A 17,650-nucleotide genomic window follows, 5' to 3' on the forward strand; every position below is an offset into this window, starting at 1 on the left:
GCGCGTCCGGGGCGGTCGGGCCGAGGGTGGAGGGTGAAGTGCGGCGGTCGCGGACCACGAAGGCCAGCGGTCGTCCCCCACGCGGCGTCGAGGAGAGACCATGGCTGATCGGGCGCGAGGCCGCGGACTTCATCGTGGCCGGGTGGACGGCTCCGACGCGTCGAAGGAGGCCCTCCGCCACGCGCGGCTCACCGGAGGCGAGGTGCGGGCGCTCACCGCCTGGGACTTTCCGCAGTTCCACGGCGCGCGCGGCTGGCTCCCCCCGTCGAGCAGCGACGAGACCGCGCTTAAAGCCCGCGCCCAGGAAGACGTCGACGAAGTCGTCCAGCAGACCGTGGGCACGCGGCCGCCGGTGATCGTCCGCGCCGAGGTGCACTACGGCACTCCCGCCAGCGTGCTGCTCCGCGCGGCCCACGAGGCGACCCTCCTCGTCATCGGCAGCCGGGGCCTCGGCGGCTTCGCCGGACCGCTGCCGGGCTCCGTCGCCCAGCACCGCGCCCAGCACGCCGACTGCCCGGTCGTGATCGTCCGCGAGCGGCGGTGCCCACGCGGGTCATGACGTCCAGCCACCGCACGTAGGGTGGTGACCATGGCCCTGGTGGAGGAGGAACGTCCGCGCGCCCTGCTCGCGGGGGCTTCGCGCCGCTGGGTACGGCTGCTGCCGTGGGGCACGGCGTTCGTGCTGTGCGTCGCCCTGCTGCCCACCACCATCGTCGTCCTCACCGCCGACTACGGCCTGAACGGCAGTGTCGCGAGCGCCCTCGCCGTCGCCCAGGCCGCGCCGCTGCTCCTCGCCGTCGTACGCCCCCTGCAGGCCTGGTGCGTCGTCCTCGCCGCGGACGTGGCCGGGGCGCTCGCCCTGCTCACCGTCGACTTCGAGGAGCGGCTGCTGTGGCCGTTCCCGCCCATGCAGATCGTCGGCTACATCGGCCTCTGCCTGGCCCTCGGCCTGCGCGAGCGGCGCCGCACCCTGGTACGGGTGTGGCTGGCCACCGCGGCCGCGAACATCGGCCTGGGATTCGTCGCGCCCCACGGGACCAGCGCCAGGAACCTGCTGCTGACCATCCTCGGCGGCGTCGCCCTCCTGCTCGCCGCCGCGCTCCGCGAGCGGTACGAGGTGCAGCGCCGGCTGGCCGAGCAGGAGACCATCAGCGAGGCCGAACGCGACCGGCGGACCCTGCTGGAGGAACGCGCCCGCATCGCACGCGAACTGCACGACGTGGTGGCACACCACATGTCCGTCATCACCGTGCAGGCGGACACCGCGTCCTACCGCCTCGACGGTCTGCCACCGGACGTGCGACAGGAGTTCACCTCCATCGCGGCGACCGCGCGCGAGTCGCTCGGCGAGATGCGACGCCTCCTCGGCGTCCTGCGGAACGAGGAGACGCACGGCGAACTCGTGCCCCAGCCCGGCCTGACCCGGATCGGCCAGCTGGCGGAGGCGACGGCGAGGGCCGGCACACCCGTGGAGTTCACCCCCTGCGACACCGACGTACCCGAGACGGTCGGCCTCTCCGCCTACCGCATCGTCCAGGAGGCCCTCGCCAACGTCGTCCGGCACGCGCCCGGCGCCCCGACCCGGGTCTCCGTGTCGGAGAGCGGCGCACGGCTCACCGTCCTCGTCGTCAACGGGCCGCCGCCCCAGCCGCCCGCCGCCCCGCTCGAAACCGGCGGCACCGGGCACGGCCTCGTCGGCATGCGCGAACGGGTCCGGCTCGTCGGCGGCACCCTCGACACGGGCCCGCTGCCCGACGGCGGCTTCCGGGTCGCCGCGCAACTCCCTCTCACCGAAAAGGACCTCACGTGACGACGCGCGTCATCATCGTCGACGACCAGGCCATGGTGCGGGCCGGCTTCGCCGCCCTCCTGGCCGCCCAGAGCGACATCGACGTGGTGGGCGAGGCCCCCGACGGTGCCCAGGGCGTCGAACTGAGCCGGCGCACCCGTCCCGACGTCGTGCTGATGGACGTACGGATGCCCGAGATGGACGGACTCGAGGCCGCGCGCCGCCTCCTCGACCCTCCGAAGGGCGTGACCCACCGGCCGAGGGTCCTGATGCTCACCACCTTCGACGTCGACGACTACGTCTACGAGGCGCTGCGGGCGGGCGCCAGCGGCTTCCTGCTCAAGGACGCGCCACCGGCCGACCTCATCGCGGCGGTACGCGTCGTGGCCTCGGGCGACGCGCTGCTCGCCCCCTCCGTCACCCGCCGCCTGATCGCGGACTTCGCCCAGCAGCGCCCCGCCGCCCGGCGCAAGCCCGCACTGCGGCTCAAGGCCCTCACGGAACGCGAGACCGAGGTCCTCACCCTGGTCGCCCGCGGCCGGTCCAACACGGAGATCGCGGCGCTGCTGGTCCTCGCCGAACAGACGGTGAAGACCCATGTGAGCCGCGTCCTCGGCAAACTCGACCTGCGCGACCGCGCCCAGGCGGTCGTCTTCGCCTACGAGTCGGGGCTGGTGGTCCCGGGCGAGTAGGACTCCCGGCCTCCTCCACCCCCTACCGGGGTATCACCCCCACATTGGCTCCCGGGTATGACGCCCGGCGGCCGGCCGCCCCCGCACTCTCTCCCTCGTCAGCAGGAGAACAGTGCGAGAGGACGGAACATGAGGCTACGCAGCGGCAGGCGACAGAAGGCGGACGACCGGACGGAGGCCGCACCGGCCGCCACCCCCGGTCTCGCCGTCGAACTGCGCGGTGTCCGGCGGCGGTACGGCCGTGGCGCGAGCGCCGTGCACGCCCTCGCGGGCGTCGAACTCGGCCTCCCGCACGGCACGTTCACCGCGGTCATGGGCCCCTCCGGGTCCGGCAAGTCCACCTTCCTGCAGTGCGCGGCCGGACTCGACCGGCCCACCGCGGGAACCGTACGCCTCGGCGGTACGGAGATCACCGGCATGAGCGAGAACGAACTCACCGAACTCCGCCGCAGCCGCCTCGGCTTCGTCTTCCAGGCGTTCAATCTGCTGCCGTCGCTGACCGTGGAGCAGAACGTCCTGCTCCCGATGCGTCTGGCCGGACAGCGTCAGGACCGGGGCCGGGCCGCCGAGGTGCTCGCCCAGGTCGGGCTCGCCGACAAGGCGCGGCGCCGGCCCGGCGAACTGTCCGGTGGCCAGCAGCAGCGCGTGGCCGTCGCCCGCGCCCTGGTCACCGGCCCCGATGTGATCTTCGCCGACGAGCCCACCGGCGCCCTCGACACCGGCACCGCCGCCGAGGTCCTCGGCCTGCTGCGCGACGCGGTGGACACCCTCGGTGCCACCGTCGTCATGGTCACCCACGACCCGGCCGCGGCCGCCTGGGCCGACCGTGTGCTGTTCCTCGCCGACGGCGCCTTCGCCGACCGGCTCGAGCGTGGTTCCGCGGAGCGGATCGCCGCGCGGATGACCGCGCTCACCGGCCGTACGCGGACGATGGACGGGGCGGGGGCGGCGGCATGAGCGTCAAGCCCAACGGCCTCGCCCGCGCGGCCGTGCGTTTCAAACCCGCCTCGTTCGCGGGCACGTTCGTCGCACTGATGATGTCCGCGCTGATCGTCGCGGCCTGCGGTGTCCTCCTGGAGACCGGCCTGCGCGCCTCCGTGCCGGCCGAGCGGTACGCGGACGCGCCGGTCGTCGCGGCGGCCGACCAGTCCGCGCGCGTCGTCGCCGACACCGTCGACGGCCCCGAGGAGACCGCGTACCCCCTCCCGGACACCGCCCGCGTGGACACCGGGCTCGCGGCGAAGGCCGCCGCGGTGCCGGGCGCGGCCACCGCCGTACCCGACGTCACCTTCCCGGTCCGCCAGGGCGCCACCAGTGCGCTCACCGGCCACGGCTGGGGCTCGCACGCCTTCACCGGGACCGCGCTGACCAACGGCGCCGCGCCGCACGCGGGCGAGGTCGTCCTCGGCGCCACCGCTGCCCGTACCGCGAAGGCGGTGGTCGGCGACACCGTCGTACTGGAGACGGCCGCCGGCCGTACCGGCTTCCGGGTGTCCGGGCTGGCCGAGGCCGGCCCGGGAGACACCACCGGCGGAGCCACGGCCTGGTTCGCCGACGCCGAGGCGTCCGTGCTGGCCGGGCACCCCGGCAAGGCCGACGCCATCGCCGTCATGGCCGACGACGGCGTCGACCCGGACACCCTCGCCACCGCCGTCGGCAAAGCCCTCACCGGCTCCGGAGCACGGGCGCTCACCGGAGACGACCGCGGCGAGGTCGAGGACCACGGCCTGGCCTACGCCAGGGAGACCCTCTTCGCTGTCGGCGGCTCCTTCGGCGGCATCGCCACCCTGGTCGCCGTCTTCACCGCCGCCGGCACCGTCGCCCTCTCCGTCGGCCAGCGCACCCGCGAGTTCGCACTGCTGCGCGCCGTCGGCGCCACTCCTCGCCAGATCCGCCGCGCGGTCGCCGCCGAGGCACTCCTCGTCGCCCCGCTCGCCGGGCTGCTCGGCTGCCTGCCGGGCATCGGACTGGCGCACTGGTGGTTCGGGCAGATGCAGGACCGCGGGGCCGTCCCGGAAGCGGTCGACCTGCACATCTCCGGGTTCCCGCTGCTGGCCGCCGTCGGCGTGGGGCTGCTCACGGCGCTCGGCGCCGGGTGGGCGGCCGGGCGCAGGCCGGCGAGGATCAAGCCGGGGCAGGCACTCGCCGAGGCCTCGGTGGAGCGGCTGCGGCCGGGCGTCGTCCGTACGGTCCTCGGGCTGGCCGCGGTCGCCGGCGGCTCGACGCTCGCCGGTGTCGCCGCCTCCGCCGCCGGTTCCGACGCCGCGAACGCCTCCCTCGGCGTCGTCATGCTGTTCATGCTGGCCGTCGCCCTGCTCGGGCCGGTCCTGGCCCGGCTGTGCGCGGCGCTCTTCGGACTGCTGCTGCGCGGCGGCGGCGCCTCCGCGTCGCTGGCCGCCGCCAACTCCCTCACCAACGCCCGCCGGCTGGCCTCGGCGATCACCCCGATCGTGCTGGCGATGGCCTTCGCCTCGACGCTCGTCTTCATGCACACCAGCGAGAGCCACGTCGCCTCGGAACAGCTCCGCGACGGCATCATCGCGGACCACGTCGTCACCAGCCCGGCCGGCCTGCCCGCCGACGCCGCCTCCCGTGCCGCCCGCGCCCCCGGCGTCGACGCGGCCGTGGCGCTGCTGGACACGCAGGTGCTGGTCCCCGTCCGGAGCGGCGGCGAGACGTCGCTGCAGGGCACGGCGACCCAGGGCGTCTCGGGCTCCGGCGCCCAGCTCGCGAAGGTCCAGGACCTGGACGTACGCGACGGCGGCCTGAACCGCCTGGGACCCGGCCGTATCGCCATCGACACGACCCTCGCCACCGCCACGAAAACCGGACTCGGCGACGAACTGGCCCTCCTCCTTCCCGACGGCACGAAGGCGTCCCCGGAGGTCGTCGCGATCTACGGCCGCGGCCTGGGCCTGCCCGCGGTGACCATGGACCGCGCGTCCCTGGACGGCCACGTCACCTCGCCCTTCGCCGGCACCCTGCTGGTCAGCGGCGGCGACGCCGAGCCGCTCCGCGCGCTCGGCGAGGTCACCGACGCCTCCGGCTACGCCCTCGCGCGGAACGTGGACCGAGAGTTCGGCGCCTGGGCCAACTACGTGATGGCCGGTGTCCTGGGCGGCTTCGCCGCCGTCGCCGCGGCCAACACCCTGGTGATGACCGTCCTGGACCGCCGCCGCGAACTGATCACCCTGCGCCTCGTCGGCTCCACCCGCCGCCAGGTGCTGCGCATGCTCGGCTGGGAGAGCCTGCTGGTCTCGGCCGCGGGCGTCGTCCTGGGCACCGCCATCGCCATGATCACGCTCACCCCGATGATGCGCGGCCTGACCGGCGAGTCCCCCCACGTACCGCCGCTGCTGTACGCCGCGTTCGCCGCGGCCGCGGTGACCCTCGGCCTCGTCGCCGTCACCCTCCCCGCCCGTGCGGCCCTGCGCGACAGGAAGGCCTAGACCATGGAGACCCCGATGGGGCAGAGCGGTACCGACGTACGACCCCACACGCGGGGGAACGGCCGGCTGATCGGCCTGGTCGCCGTCCTGGCGCTGGTGAACTTCGTGGTCGACTCGGCCATCACCGCGCCGTTGCTCGTCCTCCCGGAGATGCTCGACCATTTCGGCACCGGGCAGGCGGCATGGCTCAACGCCACCGCGATGCTGGCGGGAGTGATGTGGGCACCCCTGCTCGGCAGAAGCGCCGACATCCACGGCAGACGCAAGGTGCTCGTGCTGGCGCTGCTCCTCAGCTGCGCGGGTGCCCTGGTGTGCGCCGTGGCGCCCAGCCTCTGGGTGTTCGTGCCGGGGCGCATGTTACAAGGGGCGGCTCTGGCGACCGTCTTCCTCTCCGTCGCGATCGTGCGGGGTGTGTGCGCGCCCCGCACCGCGATGATCGTCGTGGGCATCGTGACCTCCGGCTCCGCGGTCCTCAACATCGCGTCCCGTTTCCTCATCGAGGAACTCGCCTCGCAGTTCGGCTTCCAGGTCCTCTTCCTCGTATCGGCCCTCGTCGCGGCCGCCATGGCGGTCTGCGCGCACCACGTCCTTCCCGAGTCCCCGGTCAGGACACCGGGCAGGATCGACGTCGGCGGTGCCCTCCTTCTCGGCGGTGGTCTCGCCGGGGTGCTCGGCCACGTCAGCCTCGGCGCGGAGTTCGGCTGGTTCGGCACCGGCCCCCTGGCCCTCCTCGCCTGCGGCATCACGGCACTGGTGAGGTGGTTCCTGGTCTCGAGCCGGAAGCCCGACCCCCTCATCGACGTGAGGAACCTCGGCGGTCCCCTGGTCCTCACGCTCCTTGTCGTCTTCCTCGCCGCCGGCTCGTACCAGAGCATGCTGCAGCTCATCCCCCTCATCGGTGACGTCCCGGCCGGCCGACACCTCGGTTACGGACTGGCCGACCAGGGATCGGTGGCACTGCTCCTCGCGGCGCCGGGACTCGGTGTCACCCTCGGAGGCCCCACGGCCGGATGGCTCGCCGCACGCATCGGACCGGCCACGACACTGGCCGGGTCGGTCGTGCTCGGCACGGTCGTAACCACCGGCATGTTCCTCGGCGCCTCGCAGCTCGCCGCCGCGCTCTGCTGCGGCTTCCTGCTGGGCGTCACGGTGGGAGCGCTCGGCACATCCGGCTTCAACATGGCGGGAAGCCTCGCGTCCCCCGAGCGCCAGGGCATCGTGTCCAGCCTCGTCATGCTCATGGTGTCGATCGGTTCGGTGGTGCTGAACTTCGCGGGAGCGGCCGTGCTCGAGTCGACCTCCGTGTCCGTCGACGGCGAGACGGTGAACTCGGCCACGGGTGTGTTCAGTTGCATAGCGATCGCCTCCGGCGCGTTCGCGATCGCCGCGGTACTGGCCCTCCTCCTCGTACGCGGCACACGCCAGGACCGCCCGATGACGGAAACGACCTCAGGAGTTGACGTATGAACGCGAGCACGGCTTCGAAAGGCACGGTCCTGGTGTCCGGTGCCAGCATCGCGGGTCCCGCCGTGGCGTTCTGGCTGCACCGGTACGGATTCACGGTGACGGTCGTCGAGAAGGCCACGGGACTGCGGGGCGGCGGCTACCCGATCGACGTGCGCGGCACCGCCGTCGAGGTGGCCCGCCGTATGGGAATCCTGCCGCGACTCCAGCGGGCACACGTCGAGTTGCGCCGGATGACCTTCCTCGACGCGGACGGCGGTACGGCGGCGGTGGTGCACCCGCGGGCGGTGGCCGGCGGCACCGGGGGACACGACGTCGAGGTGCCGCGCGGCGATCTGGCGGACATCCTGTACGGGACGGTCCGCGACGAGGTGGAGTTCGTCTTCGACGACTCCATCGACACCCTCACCGAACACGAGCACGGTGTCGACGTCATCTTCCGCAGCGGCGCACGGCGCGACTTCGACCTGGTCCTGGGCGCGGACGGGCTGCACTCGCACACGCGGGAGCTCGTCCTCGGCCCCGAGGAGCGGTTCCACCGCCATCTGGGACACTGCTTCGCCATCTTCACCATGCCCAACACCCTCGGTCTCTCCCACGAGGTACTCGTCTGGAACACTCCCGGAAGGGCCGCCGCGCTCTACGCGGTGGGGGACGGCGACGAACTGCACGCCTTCCTCGACTTCACCCACCCGCAGCCCCCGAACGAGTTCCTGCGCGACCCCGAGGCACAACGCGACCTCGTCACCGCCGTGTTCGCCGACGACGGCTGGGAGATCCCGGCCATGCTCCGCGGCATGCGCGACGCCGACGACCGGTTCTTCGACACCGTGAGCCAGATCCACCTGCCGCGCTGGTCGAGCGGCCGGGTCGCGTTCGTCGGCGACGCCGCCCACGCCCCGTCGTTCCTGACGGGACAGGGGTCCAGCCTCGCCCTCGTCGGCGCCTACATGCTCGCCCACTCCCTGGCCACCCACCGCGACCACACCGACGCCTTCGCCGCCTACGAGCGCGACACCCGCGGATTCGTGGAATTGAACCAGTCCCAGGCCGGTAACGGCGACACGGCCCTGTTCCCCACCACCGCCGAAGCCCTGGAAAGGCGCAACAACGCCCTGCGCGCCCTCACCACCTCACCACCCCGAGCCGGCCGCGCCGCCCACACGGCCCTCACCCTGCCCGAGGACCTCGGGGACCGGCCGGGGACCGGCTGAGCCGGACGGGCCCGGCGCCGGCATCCCGAGGTTGCCTCGCCGATCGTCAGCCGGCGGGCCGACCGTGACCCGTGCGGGTCACCCAGCCCGCGAAGCTCTCGACCGCGTCGCTCACGGCGTGCAGCCGCAGCGAGTGGAAGTAGTCGAAGTTGTGCTGGGTGCCGGGAAGTTCGGCGAAGGCGACCGGGGCGTCGGAGACGGCGGCGAGTTCGTCCGCGAAGCGCCGGGCGTCCGCGGAGAGCGCCAGCGTGTCCAGGCTGCCGTGCACGATGAGGAAGGGCGGTGCTTCGGCGTGGAGAAGGGCGTGCGGCGACGCGCCCTCGCCCGCCGGACCGTAGTAGCCGTACAGTCCGATCGCACCCGAGATCGAGTCGTCGGTCAGCGCGACCGTCGCGGCGAGGTGGGCGCCCGCCGACCCTCCGGCCACGACCACACGGGACGGGTCGGCGCCGAGCTCGCCGGCGTGGTGGCGCAGCCAGACGATCGCCTGCCTGGCGTCCTCGAGCGAGTCGCCGTACGCCGTCCGCAGACGGTAGTTGGCGCTCGCGCAGACCCAGCCCCGCCCGGCCAGGCGGTGGAGCAGCGGCCGCGCGCCGAGCAGCTTGCTGCCCGTCACGAAGCCCCCGCCGTGCAGATACAGCAGGACAGGGGCGCCGCGCGGCCGGCTCCGGGGCATGTAGACGTCGAGGCGTTGGGTCCGCGCGTCGCCGTACCGCCGGTCGCGGAGCCGGCGTACGCCCGGCCGCCACGAAACGAACGGCAGCAACAGGACGCGCAGGAGCGGCAGTCGGCCGCGCACCATCCGGATGCCGGGCCCGTCCGCGAGGGCCCCTTCCAGCACACCTCGTGCCGAGCGTGCGCGGACCGCGAGCGCGACCATGCCACAGGCAGGGACGGCGGTGAGCGCGGCCGCGAGCCACCACGCCGGCGTGCCGACCCCGGTCGACAGGGTGGGAACCGTGCTCGCGGCCAGCAAGACCAAGCCGGGAAACGGCTGTTCGTTGATGAGATACCCCAGCCAGAACCACAGGTTCGACCGGCTCGAATGCCGGGGCATCGGAGGCCGCACCGCGGCGAACGTACACAGCGCCAGCAGTACGACGGACATGATGAACCCGCTCACCTCGCCCACCACCTCGCCGACCGGCCCTCTCGCACGAACCGGCGGGAGAAGTCCCCCATCGCCGCGGCGATGGGCGCGTGCCGCAGCAAGGCCGCCGCCACCCCCGCCGGAACACCCGGCGGCGGGGCCACCCCCCGCGCACAGGCGTGCACGAAGGCCCTGCGTTCCTCCGGTTCGTACCCGAACAGGGCGACAGCCAGCCAGTTCACCAGATGCGAGAACGCGTAACGCCGGTCGTACTCGCGGTGCGTGTCGAGGAACTCGCGCTCGTCCTGTGCGAGTTCGAAGCGGGAGGACGTCGCGAGGCCGAAATCGGTGAGGAAGAGCCGGCGTCCGTCGGTGAGGATGTTCTGGAAGTGGGCGTCGAAGTGCACCAGCCCGCGGGCGTTCATGAACGACAGACCCGCGTCCAGTTCGCTCTCCACCATGGCGCAGGCCCGCTCTGCCGCCTCGCCGCCCGCCCCGACCTGAGTGTTCAGCCAGTCATGCAGGTTCTGCGGCAGGTACTCCAGGAACAACGTCAGACTCGCCGAGGAATCCCGGAGCGCCTCGACCCGGCGGCGTACCCCCGCTCCGTCTCCCCAATAGGCCACAGCCCGCTCCACATCGGCCAGTTCCTCAGGCAGCGGCCGTCCGGCGTCGGGCAGCACCCGCCAGTGGTACGTCAGGGGAAAGCCCTCGTGATCTCCCGCGACCACCCAGTCCGACGTCATCGTGTGCGCGGCCAGCTCCCGCCACGCGCCGAACCCCGGGCTGCCGATGTCGCCGATGCCGTACTGGCAGAAGACCGGCAGCCCGAACAGATTCGCCGTGGAGCGGATGTTCTGCGGCCGTCGCTCCAGATCGGTGAGCCGTACCTGCTTGACGAAGACCGGGGCCCCCTCCACCTCCAGCAGCACCGACCTCCCGCCGATACCGGAACCGAGCGGCTCGGCGGCGTCCACCAGGTCGCGCAGTCTGCGGTCACCGCACAGTGCCAACGACGTGGAGACGGCACCGTACGCCGCCAGTCGAGCACCGCGGGACATGTCAGGACTCCGCACCGCCACCTCCAGTCGCCGCCACCCTCTCACGCCGCGGCCTGTCCGCCCCGTTCACATCCCGGGCAGCCCCCGCCGCCGCTGCCCGGAGTCCCGCCGCTGGGCGGACCGACGGCTGCGGGCGGCGCCGTCACATATGCTCCTGCATGGAGACGTCGGACGCCCGGTGTGCCGGCGGTGAGGAGGCGAAGGTGCTCGGAGGGAGCACGCGGTTGCTCGCGGGTGCCGTGCTGGTCGCCTGCATGGTGTTCCTCGGCTCCAGCACACCGTTCGGCACCCCCTCCGCGAGGTCCCTTCCCGTGGACGCCGCCGAGGACGTCGTACCGAACCGGGTCGCGACATGGAACCTCTGCAACCCCTGCGACGCGAGCAACGTCGGCCGGGCGGCGGACATCGCGGAGCACGCACCGCAGGTCATCGGCATGCAGGAGGCGTGCGTGCGTGACGTCGAGAGCATCCGGCAGCATCTGGAACACCTGCACGGGCTGGTCTACCACGTCAAGTACGGCTCCGTGCTGCGGAATTGGGGCCGCTGCGGCGGAGCGCCGTGGAATCCGGGAGGCTACGGCCAGGCGATCCTCTCGGCCGCGCCGATGACGGACGCCGTCAACGTGGAGTACCCCGACGGAGGTTCCGAGGACCGGGGGTACATGGCCGTCACCACCACGGTGGACGGCCGGTCCGTACGGGTCTTCAACACCCACTTCGCCGAACGGCGCCAGGAAGAGATCCGCGTGGACCAGGCCGCCGTACTCGCCGAGGAGGTCGCACGCCACGACCGTACGATCGTCCTCGGCGACTTCAACGCGGTACCGGACGCCCCCGAACTCGCCCCGATGTGGTCCCTGGCCGACGACGCGGACCCCGACTGCCGTCCCTCGTCCACCGGCAACTGCGAGACGACCACCGACTGGCGCAGCAAGTTCGACTACATCTTCCTCAGGGACGTCACCGCGCTCAGCCAGAGAGTGGAACCCAGCCTGTACTCGGACCACGACCTCGTACACGCCGACCTGGACCTGCGATGACCGCATGAACGAGGACGAACGCCGCCTCCACGCCTCGTCGTTCGGCGCCGCGGCGGCCGCGTACGCCGAGCACCGTCCCCCCTACGCACGGGCCGCCGTACGCTGGGCGCTCGAGCCCGCGCCCGGCCCGCGCGTACTGGACCTCGGTGCCGGAACCGGCAAGCTGACCGCCGCCCTGATCGCGCTGGGCGCCGACGTCGTCGCGGTCGAGCCCGACCCGGCGATGCTGACCGAACTGCGCCGCTCACTGCCGGCCGTCCGCGCCCTGAAGGGCAGCGCGGAGGCGATACCGCTCCCGGACGGATCCGTCGACGCCGTACTGGCCGGCAACGCCATGCACTGGTTCGACATGGCCGTCGCGGGACCCGAGATCGCCAGGGTCCTCGTACCGGACGGCGTTCTGGCCGGCCTGTGGAACGTCCTGAACGACCGGGTCGATTGGGTCGCCGGGCTCGCACGGATCAGCGGGAGCGCGGCCGTCGGCCCGCGTGACACGGCCGCCTCATGGCGCGCCGCGACGGCCGGCGCGCACCTTCCGGGGAGCGGCGCGGCCGCCCGGTTCGGCTCACCGGAACGGTCCGAGTTCCCGCACGGACAGCGCCGCACCGCCGACTCCCTCGTCGCGACCCTCGCCACACGCGCGGGGATGCTGGTCATGCCGGAACCGGAACGGCGGGCCACGCTGGACAGGATCCGCGCCTTCCTCGCGAGCGGACCGGAGACCGCCCACGGCGAGTTCACCCTCCCCATGCTGACCGGCGTGCTGCGTGTCCGCCAAGCACGGTCGGAAGCGGCCGGGGACGGCTGAGCGCAGCTTCGCGAGCGCGGCCGAACGGCGGATACCGCCGTGTCCCGTATCCGCCATGGACCGGTCCGTCGCAGAACTGAACCTGCCGGGCTTCGTCACCCGGGAGCGGACCTCGTATACCGGAGGACTGCTTCGGGATCGCCACCCGGATCGGCCCGGCCTTCACCCGCGACGTCCGGCCCCTGACCGCAGACCGAGCCACTGCTCGGCATCCCAGGCACGGAACCGCTCCACCTCGGTGAAGCCCAGCTTCGCCGCGAGGCGCATCGAAGCGGCGTTGGCGGTCTGCGTCGCGAGCACCACAGGCTCGCCGGGAAGGGATCCGTCGAACCAGCCGAGTGCCGCCTCGCACGCTTCGGCTGCGTACCCGCGTCCCCACGCCCACGGCAGGAACAGATAACCGATATCGGCCTTCCCCACGGCGGCCGGGCGCAGGTGCTGCGTCGCTCGCCTGAGCAGGATCTGGCCGATCATCGCCCCGTCGAGATCGACGACGAAACTGCCCGGCCAGCGCTCGGGCACCTCGGGCAGCTCGCGCTCCAGATCGGCACGGGGACGAGGCCCGCCGAGATAGGTGTGCACCTCCGGTGAGGCCAGCAGTTCCACGAACGCCGCCCGGTCCCGCGCCTCGGGTACACGGAGCACGAGGCGCGGGGTCCTGATCGGGGGCGGTGGCCAGGCGACGGGGCCGAGGTCTGTCATAGGGCCAACCTATCCACCGGACCTGGGAGCGCAGGGAGTTCACCGGCCCTGCCGACGGCAGGTGGTCAGCCGCCGTGGTAGTGGTCGGCGACCGCGGCGAAGGCGGCCTTGGGCTCCCAGGGCAGATCGGGGTAAGCGTCGCCGTGACGGTCCTCGAGGACCTTGACGACACCGAGGCTGGCGAGGTCGAGGTCGTCGCGCGGATCACCGTCGGGCCGGTGAGGGAGGTTGTAGAGCGCGAACAGGAACACGAAGGCGCTGTCGACGCCCTCGCTGTCGAAGATCTCGAGCAGCTCGCTCAGGTATGCCGCCTGGCCGGCCTCGTCGCGCTCGTACACCCCGGTCAGCCGGAGCGGCGCGCCGGTGGCCTCGTCGGTCACCAGCACCTCCATGCTGCGCGGCGCGACGTCACCCGCGCCGCGCCAGGTGGCGGTGCCGAAGCCGGTGATGGCGAGCGGCTTGGACTGTGCGACGAGGCTGCGCACGCCGTCGCGGAACCGGTCGGCCACCTCCGCGGACCGGATGAGTTCGTAGGTCGTGAAGTCGAACAGGTCCCAGTCGACGCCTTCGAACTGGATGGCGGCGTACGTGACCTTGCCGTGGAAGCGCTCGCGGACCACCGGCACGGCTTCGCGGAGGAAGGAGTTGATCCGGTCGCCGGCCGCGGCGAGCCTCTCGGGCTGGCGGGCAGGGTCGCCCAGCAGCCGGCCGACGCGTTCGTCGGTGCTGCCGCCTTCGAGGAACCCCCGGTTCATGACACTCAGCTCCACGCCGGTCACGAACACGACCTCGGCTCCCCGCGCCCGGATCCGCTCGGCCCGCTCCGCGCAGTCGGCGAACAGCGTGAGCATCTCGTCGGGCGTCAGCTCCAGCGGGTAGGGCGAGAACCAGATCTCCAGCCCGAGTTCGGCGGCGCAGCGGCCGGCGAGCTCCAGGCGGTCCGGGTCGCCGCCGGTGATGTGGACGGCGTTGCAGTGGAGATCGTCGCGGATGATGGCCAGCTCTCTTCCGACCAGGGCGGGATCGAAGCGCTCCCGGGAGTTGCGGCCGTCGCGGACGAAGCCGGTGTCGTAACAGATGCCCTTGGCCCGCATGCGTCTGACCCTTCTGTCGGAGGGCCTGAGCGTAGAAGCAGAAATTGCGTGCACGCAAGTTTGCGCGCACGCAAAACAACTGGAACACTGCGAGGGTGACGACAAGGCGGACCGGGCTGCGCGAGCAGAAGAAGCAGGCCACCCGAGTGGCATTGCGGCAGGCGGCACTGCGGCTGGCTCTCGAGCGGGGGCCCGACGCCGTCCGCGTCGAGGACATCGCGGAGGCCGCCGGGGTCTCGCCGAGGACCTACAACAACTACTTCGCCAGCCGTGAACAGGCGATCGTCGCCGCCGTCACCGCCGAACGGGAGTCACGGGTCGCCGCGGCGGTCGCGGCCGGGCCCGCCGACGTCCGCCTCGCCGACGCCCTGACCGCGGCAGTCCTGGAGCAGCACACCGCCCCGCGAGACCCGGGTGAACTGTTGCTGATCACCGGCAGCCCCGCACTGCGTGCCGCCTATCTCGACACCGCCGCCGCGATCGAGGATCCCCTCGCGGCGGCGATCGGCCGGCGTCTCGGCGACGCCGGCACACTCACGGCCCGCGTGCTCGCGGCGAGCGTGGCAGCCGCGGTGCGCACCGCACTCCAGCAGTGGATCCAGCCTTCGGCCGCACCCCACCCGGCCGGCGGGCTCGTCGTGCCGTCCGGCTCACTGCCCGACCTGCTCCGCTCCGCCCTTGCCGCGCTCGCGCCCGCTCTTGACGCGGTCGAGGAACAGGCGCGGCAGCGCACGCACGAGTGAAGCCGCGCCGCGCGACCGCTCCTGCGTAACCGACGCTCACTCTGCTGTGCGTAAAACGTATGGAGCATGGCCAATCTGTAGTAGAATACGCGCTGTGAGCATGGATCTGGAGGAGCGCGTACGGTCCGCCGTCGCCGCGCTGCTGCATGCGACCGGTGAGTCCCAGACCGGGCTTGCCGCCGCCCTGGGAGTGAGTCAGGCACAGGTGAGCCGCCGGCAGGCCGGAACCGCCGCGTGGAGCCTGGCCGACTGTGAGACGGTGGCCGTGCACTTCAGCATCGACGTGCTCGACCTTCTGGCCGGGCCGACCCGAGCCGCGGAGTCGCTGCCCGCCGAGCGCCGCCGCGTTCCCGGGCGCGCCGCACGCCCCGCAGCCGTACAGGACGGGCCGGGACGATGACCGACTTCGAGGCGATCGACGCCCTCCTCGCCGGGGCCCGCAAGGAAGTCCCGCTGCCGCCCTCCGAGCAGCGACGAACCCTGCGGGAAGGGTTGAACGTGTCACGCGCCCAGCTCGCACGCGCCCTGGACGTCGGTCCGTCCACGATCGCCGGCTGGGAATCCGGACGGGAGCCCGGCGGCGAAGTACGGGAGAAATACGCGTACTTCCTCGAGGGGGCACGTACGAAACTCGCCGCCGAGGCCGAGGAGGCACCGGACGGTCACGACCAGGCGGAGCGTACCGAGACCGAGGAAGCGCCGGCCGGTGACGACGAGCCGGAGTCCGCCGAGGACATCGAGCCGGAGCCCGCCCACGACACCGAGCAGGAGGACGTCGAGACGCTTCCTGTCGCCCGGCCGTGCGTCCTGTGCGGACAGCCCGCCCACCACCAGGTCGCGGGCTTTCCTCAGCACCTCGATCCCGCCGACTGCGAACAGGCCGAACCGGCGCGCTCCGGCCCCACCCCCCGGCCTGCGGCGGCGCGCGGAGTGAAGGTCGTGCCCGTGGGCCGCCGCATGCGGCGTGCGGACACTCCGGACGCGATCGGCTCCGCCGTCGCAGCCGCCCTCGCGGAGCACTCCGGGGACGTCGACGCGGCGGCCGCGGCGCTGGCCAAGCGGGCCATCCCGGACGCGATGGCGTTGCTGGACGCCACGCGCAAGGGCGGCCGGTACGACGTCATCGCGCATCCGTGGCTGCCCGACATCCTGCGCAAGCAGACCTCCCGCGGAGCCGACCGGATCTGGGAGGCCCGACCCAAATGGGCCCGGCCCGAACTCCCGCCCGGTACCCACGGGGTGACCGCCCTCGACATCAACGGCGCCTATCTGTCCGCCCTCAAGACCCACCTGCCGCTGGGCCAGTTGGAACACGACACCACAGGCGTCCACGACCGCCGTCGCGCCGGCCTGCACCTGATCACCCCGCCCGGCTGGGACCACGAAGCGGTCCTGCCCAACCCGATCGGCACCCGCGACGAACCGGGACCCCTCTGGGTCACCGAACCCACCCTGCGCCTGCTCCTGCGCCTGTCCGGCCCCAAGTACGCCCTGTGCGACCCGCCCGAGATCCACGAGTCCTGGACCTCCGGTGCCACCGAGAGCCTGCTGGAGAAGTTCCGGACCACACTCAAGGACGCCCGGGAGCGGGCGATCACCGAGGGCGACGAGGTGACACTGGAGTATGTGAAGGCCATGTACTCCAAGTTCGTTTCCACGATGGGCGAGTCGAACTACAACCGTGAGCTCTACCGCACCGACTGGATGCACATCATCCGCTCCCAGGCCTTCGCCAACCTGTGGTGGAAGGCCCATCGCGCGTACGACGAGGGCCTGATGGTCGTCCGCGTCATGGGCACCGACGAACTCCACGTCGTCGGCGACTGGCGTGCGGTGTTCGACGAGGGCCGCGGCGTCACCGAGGTGAAGGTCAAGGACGTCTACACCGTCGACGCCGACGGCCCGGCGGACGAGAAGGGCGACCCCCATGCCTGAGCGCACCCTCGAATTCGGCCTGTACGGGGCCCGCGGCATCAAGGGCCACCAGGCCGTCGCCCGGCAACTGGACGCCCTGGTCGACTACATCACCAGTCCTCCGACCACCCGTCGGGGCCTGGCCGCACGCCTGCGCTACCTCACCCGCACCCCGCACGCGCTGGCCGCCGCCCGCGCCGCCGGTCTGACCGTCACCGACCGGACCCTCAAGGCCTGGCTCGACGGCGCACGCCGCCCCAGCAACGCCAACCTGGCCCGCGTCGAGGACGCCTACCGCACCGTGCGCCGGCACAACGTCGCCCGCCATCTGTCGGCCCGCCTCCACCGCGCCGGGCGCGGCACCCGCGTGGAGATCCACCCGGTCAACCAGTCCGGCGTCGAACGGCCACGACAGCGCGCCGTCGAGTACCGCACCCTCAACATCCGCCACTGGGAGGCGATCGTCGACGCGTGGGCGGCGGGCGACGAGCAGGCGATGGACGACGCCTGGGTGGAACAGATCGTCGACCTCGGCTCCCAGTGGGGCCAGTACGAATACGTCACCAACATCGGCTTCGCCGCCTGAAACC

17 protein-coding genes are annotated in these 17,650 nt (G+C 72.6%); 13 read left to right on the plus strand and 4 right to left on the minus strand.

What is annotated here, in order from left to right; all coding sequences use genetic code 11:
• Positions 1 to 100: 100 nt before the first annotated feature.
• The 7 genes from IF28_RS0130035 to IF28_RS0130065 all read left to right on the plus strand — a co-directional run bounded on the left by IF28_RS0130035 (position 101) and on the right by IF28_RS0130065 (position 8,608).
• Positions 101 to 559 (plus strand): universal stress protein, encoded by a 459-nt coding sequence (locus tag IF28_RS0130035; RefSeq protein ID WP_030226758.1) that lies wholly within the window; start codon positions 101 to 103, stop codon positions 557 to 559.
• Positions 560 to 589: 30 nt separating this feature from the next.
• Entirely contained in the window at positions 590 to 1,810 is a 1,221-nt protein-coding gene (locus IF28_RS0130040) for a sensor histidine kinase (RefSeq protein ID WP_030226761.1), read from the plus strand.
• Positions 1,807 to 2,481, plus strand: a complete 675-nt coding sequence (locus tag IF28_RS0130045; RefSeq protein ID WP_030226764.1) for a response regulator — start codon at positions 1,807 to 1,809, stop codon at positions 2,479 to 2,481. Before IF28_RS0130040 ends, IF28_RS0130045 begins: the two co-directional genes overlap by 4 nt.
• A gap of 129 nt (positions 2,482 to 2,610) precedes the next feature.
• On the plus strand, positions 2,611 to 3,438 hold the full coding sequence (locus IF28_RS0130050; protein WP_030226767.1) for an ABC transporter ATP-binding protein: 828 nt from the start codon (positions 2,611 to 2,613) through the stop codon (positions 3,436 to 3,438).
• A complete protein-coding gene (locus tag IF28_RS0130055; protein ID WP_030226770.1) occupies positions 3,435 to 5,930 on the plus strand; it encodes an ABC transporter permease in 2,496 nt (831 codons plus the stop codon). The genes IF28_RS0130050 and IF28_RS0130055 overlap by 4 nt, the downstream gene beginning before the upstream one ends.
• A gap of 15 nt (positions 5,931 to 5,945) precedes the next feature.
• Positions 5,946 to 7,397, plus strand: a complete 1,452-nt coding sequence (locus tag IF28_RS0130060; RefSeq protein WP_106982173.1) for an MFS transporter — start codon at positions 5,946 to 5,948, stop codon at positions 7,395 to 7,397.
• Positions 7,394 to 8,608 carry an FAD-dependent monooxygenase gene (locus tag IF28_RS0130065; protein ID WP_030226777.1) on the plus strand — a complete coding sequence of 405 codons (1,215 nt, stop codon included), beginning with the start codon at positions 7,394 to 7,396 and terminating at the stop codon, positions 8,606 to 8,608. The genes IF28_RS0130060 and IF28_RS0130065 overlap by 4 nt, the downstream gene beginning before the upstream one ends.
• Positions 8,609 to 8,654: 46 nt before the next feature.
• Here the strand turns inward: IF28_RS0130065 and IF28_RS0130070 are convergent, their stop codons facing one another.
• Entirely contained in the window at positions 8,655 to 9,731 is a 1,077-nt protein-coding gene (locus IF28_RS0130070) for an alpha/beta hydrolase (RefSeq protein ID WP_158713727.1), read from the minus strand.
• Positions 9,728 to 10,759, minus strand: coding sequence for a hypothetical protein (locus IF28_RS0130075; RefSeq protein WP_051713930.1), 1,032 nt, complete (start codon positions 10,757 to 10,759; stop codon positions 9,728 to 9,730). The genes IF28_RS0130070 and IF28_RS0130075 overlap by 4 nt, the downstream gene beginning before the upstream one ends.
• Before the next feature lie 158 nt (positions 10,760 to 10,917).
• Here IF28_RS0130075 and IF28_RS0130080 point away from each other — a divergent pair, with 158 nt between their 5' ends.
• Together IF28_RS0130080 and IF28_RS0130085 are read left to right on the plus strand one after the other, a co-directional pair.
• A complete protein-coding gene (locus tag IF28_RS0130080) occupies positions 10,918 to 11,799 on the plus strand; it encodes an endonuclease/exonuclease/phosphatase family protein (RefSeq protein WP_030226782.1) in 882 nt (293 codons plus the stop codon).
• Between the two features lie 4 nt (positions 11,800 to 11,803).
• Entirely contained in the window at positions 11,804 to 12,607 is an 804-nt protein-coding gene (locus IF28_RS0130085; protein WP_030226784.1) for a class I SAM-dependent methyltransferase, read from the plus strand.
• A gap of 162 nt (positions 12,608 to 12,769) precedes the next feature.
• Here IF28_RS0130085 and IF28_RS0130090 read toward each other — a convergent pair whose 3' ends face one another.
• Together IF28_RS0130090 and IF28_RS0130095 are read right to left on the minus strand one after the other, a co-directional pair.
• Positions 12,770 to 13,309 (minus strand): GNAT family N-acetyltransferase, encoded by a 540-nt coding sequence (locus IF28_RS0130090; RefSeq protein ID WP_030226788.1) that lies wholly within the window; start codon positions 13,307 to 13,309, stop codon positions 12,770 to 12,772.
• Positions 13,310 to 13,374: 65 nt separating this feature from the next.
• Entirely contained in the window at positions 13,375 to 14,403 is a 1,029-nt protein-coding gene (locus IF28_RS0130095; RefSeq protein ID WP_030226791.1) for a hypothetical protein, read from the minus strand.
• A 95-nt stretch (positions 14,404 to 14,498) separates the two neighbouring features.
• Between IF28_RS0130095 and IF28_RS0130100 the strand changes: the two genes are divergently transcribed.
• The 4 genes from IF28_RS0130100 to IF28_RS0130115 all read left to right on the plus strand — a co-directional run bounded on the left by IF28_RS0130100 (position 14,499) and on the right by IF28_RS0130115 (position 17,646).
• The gene (locus IF28_RS0130100) at positions 14,499 to 15,146 is read left to right on the plus strand and encodes a TetR/AcrR family transcriptional regulator (RefSeq protein ID WP_030226794.1); all 648 of its coding nucleotides are present in this window, start codon (positions 14,499 to 14,501) and stop codon (positions 15,144 to 15,146) included.
• Between the two features lie 100 nt (positions 15,147 to 15,246).
• A complete protein-coding gene (locus IF28_RS0130105; RefSeq protein ID WP_030226798.1) occupies positions 15,247 to 15,546 on the plus strand; it encodes a helix-turn-helix domain-containing protein in 300 nt (99 codons plus the stop codon).
• Complete coding sequence (locus IF28_RS0130110; RefSeq protein ID WP_030226800.1) at positions 15,543 to 17,081, plus strand: helix-turn-helix domain-containing protein; 1,539 nt, start codon at positions 15,543 to 15,545, stop codon at positions 17,079 to 17,081. The genes IF28_RS0130105 and IF28_RS0130110 overlap by 4 nt, the downstream gene beginning before the upstream one ends.
• A complete protein-coding gene (locus IF28_RS0130115; protein ID WP_030226803.1) occupies positions 17,074 to 17,646 on the plus strand; it encodes a hypothetical protein in 573 nt (190 codons plus the stop codon). The genes IF28_RS0130110 and IF28_RS0130115 overlap by 8 nt, the downstream gene beginning before the upstream one ends.
• Positions 17,647 to 17,650 lie beyond the last annotated feature (4 nt).

This window comes from Streptomyces sp. NRRL WC-3626 (assembly GCF_000718785.1).
Classification (GTDB): domain Bacteria; phylum Actinomycetota; class Actinomycetes; order Streptomycetales; family Streptomycetaceae; genus Streptomyces; species Streptomyces edwardsiae.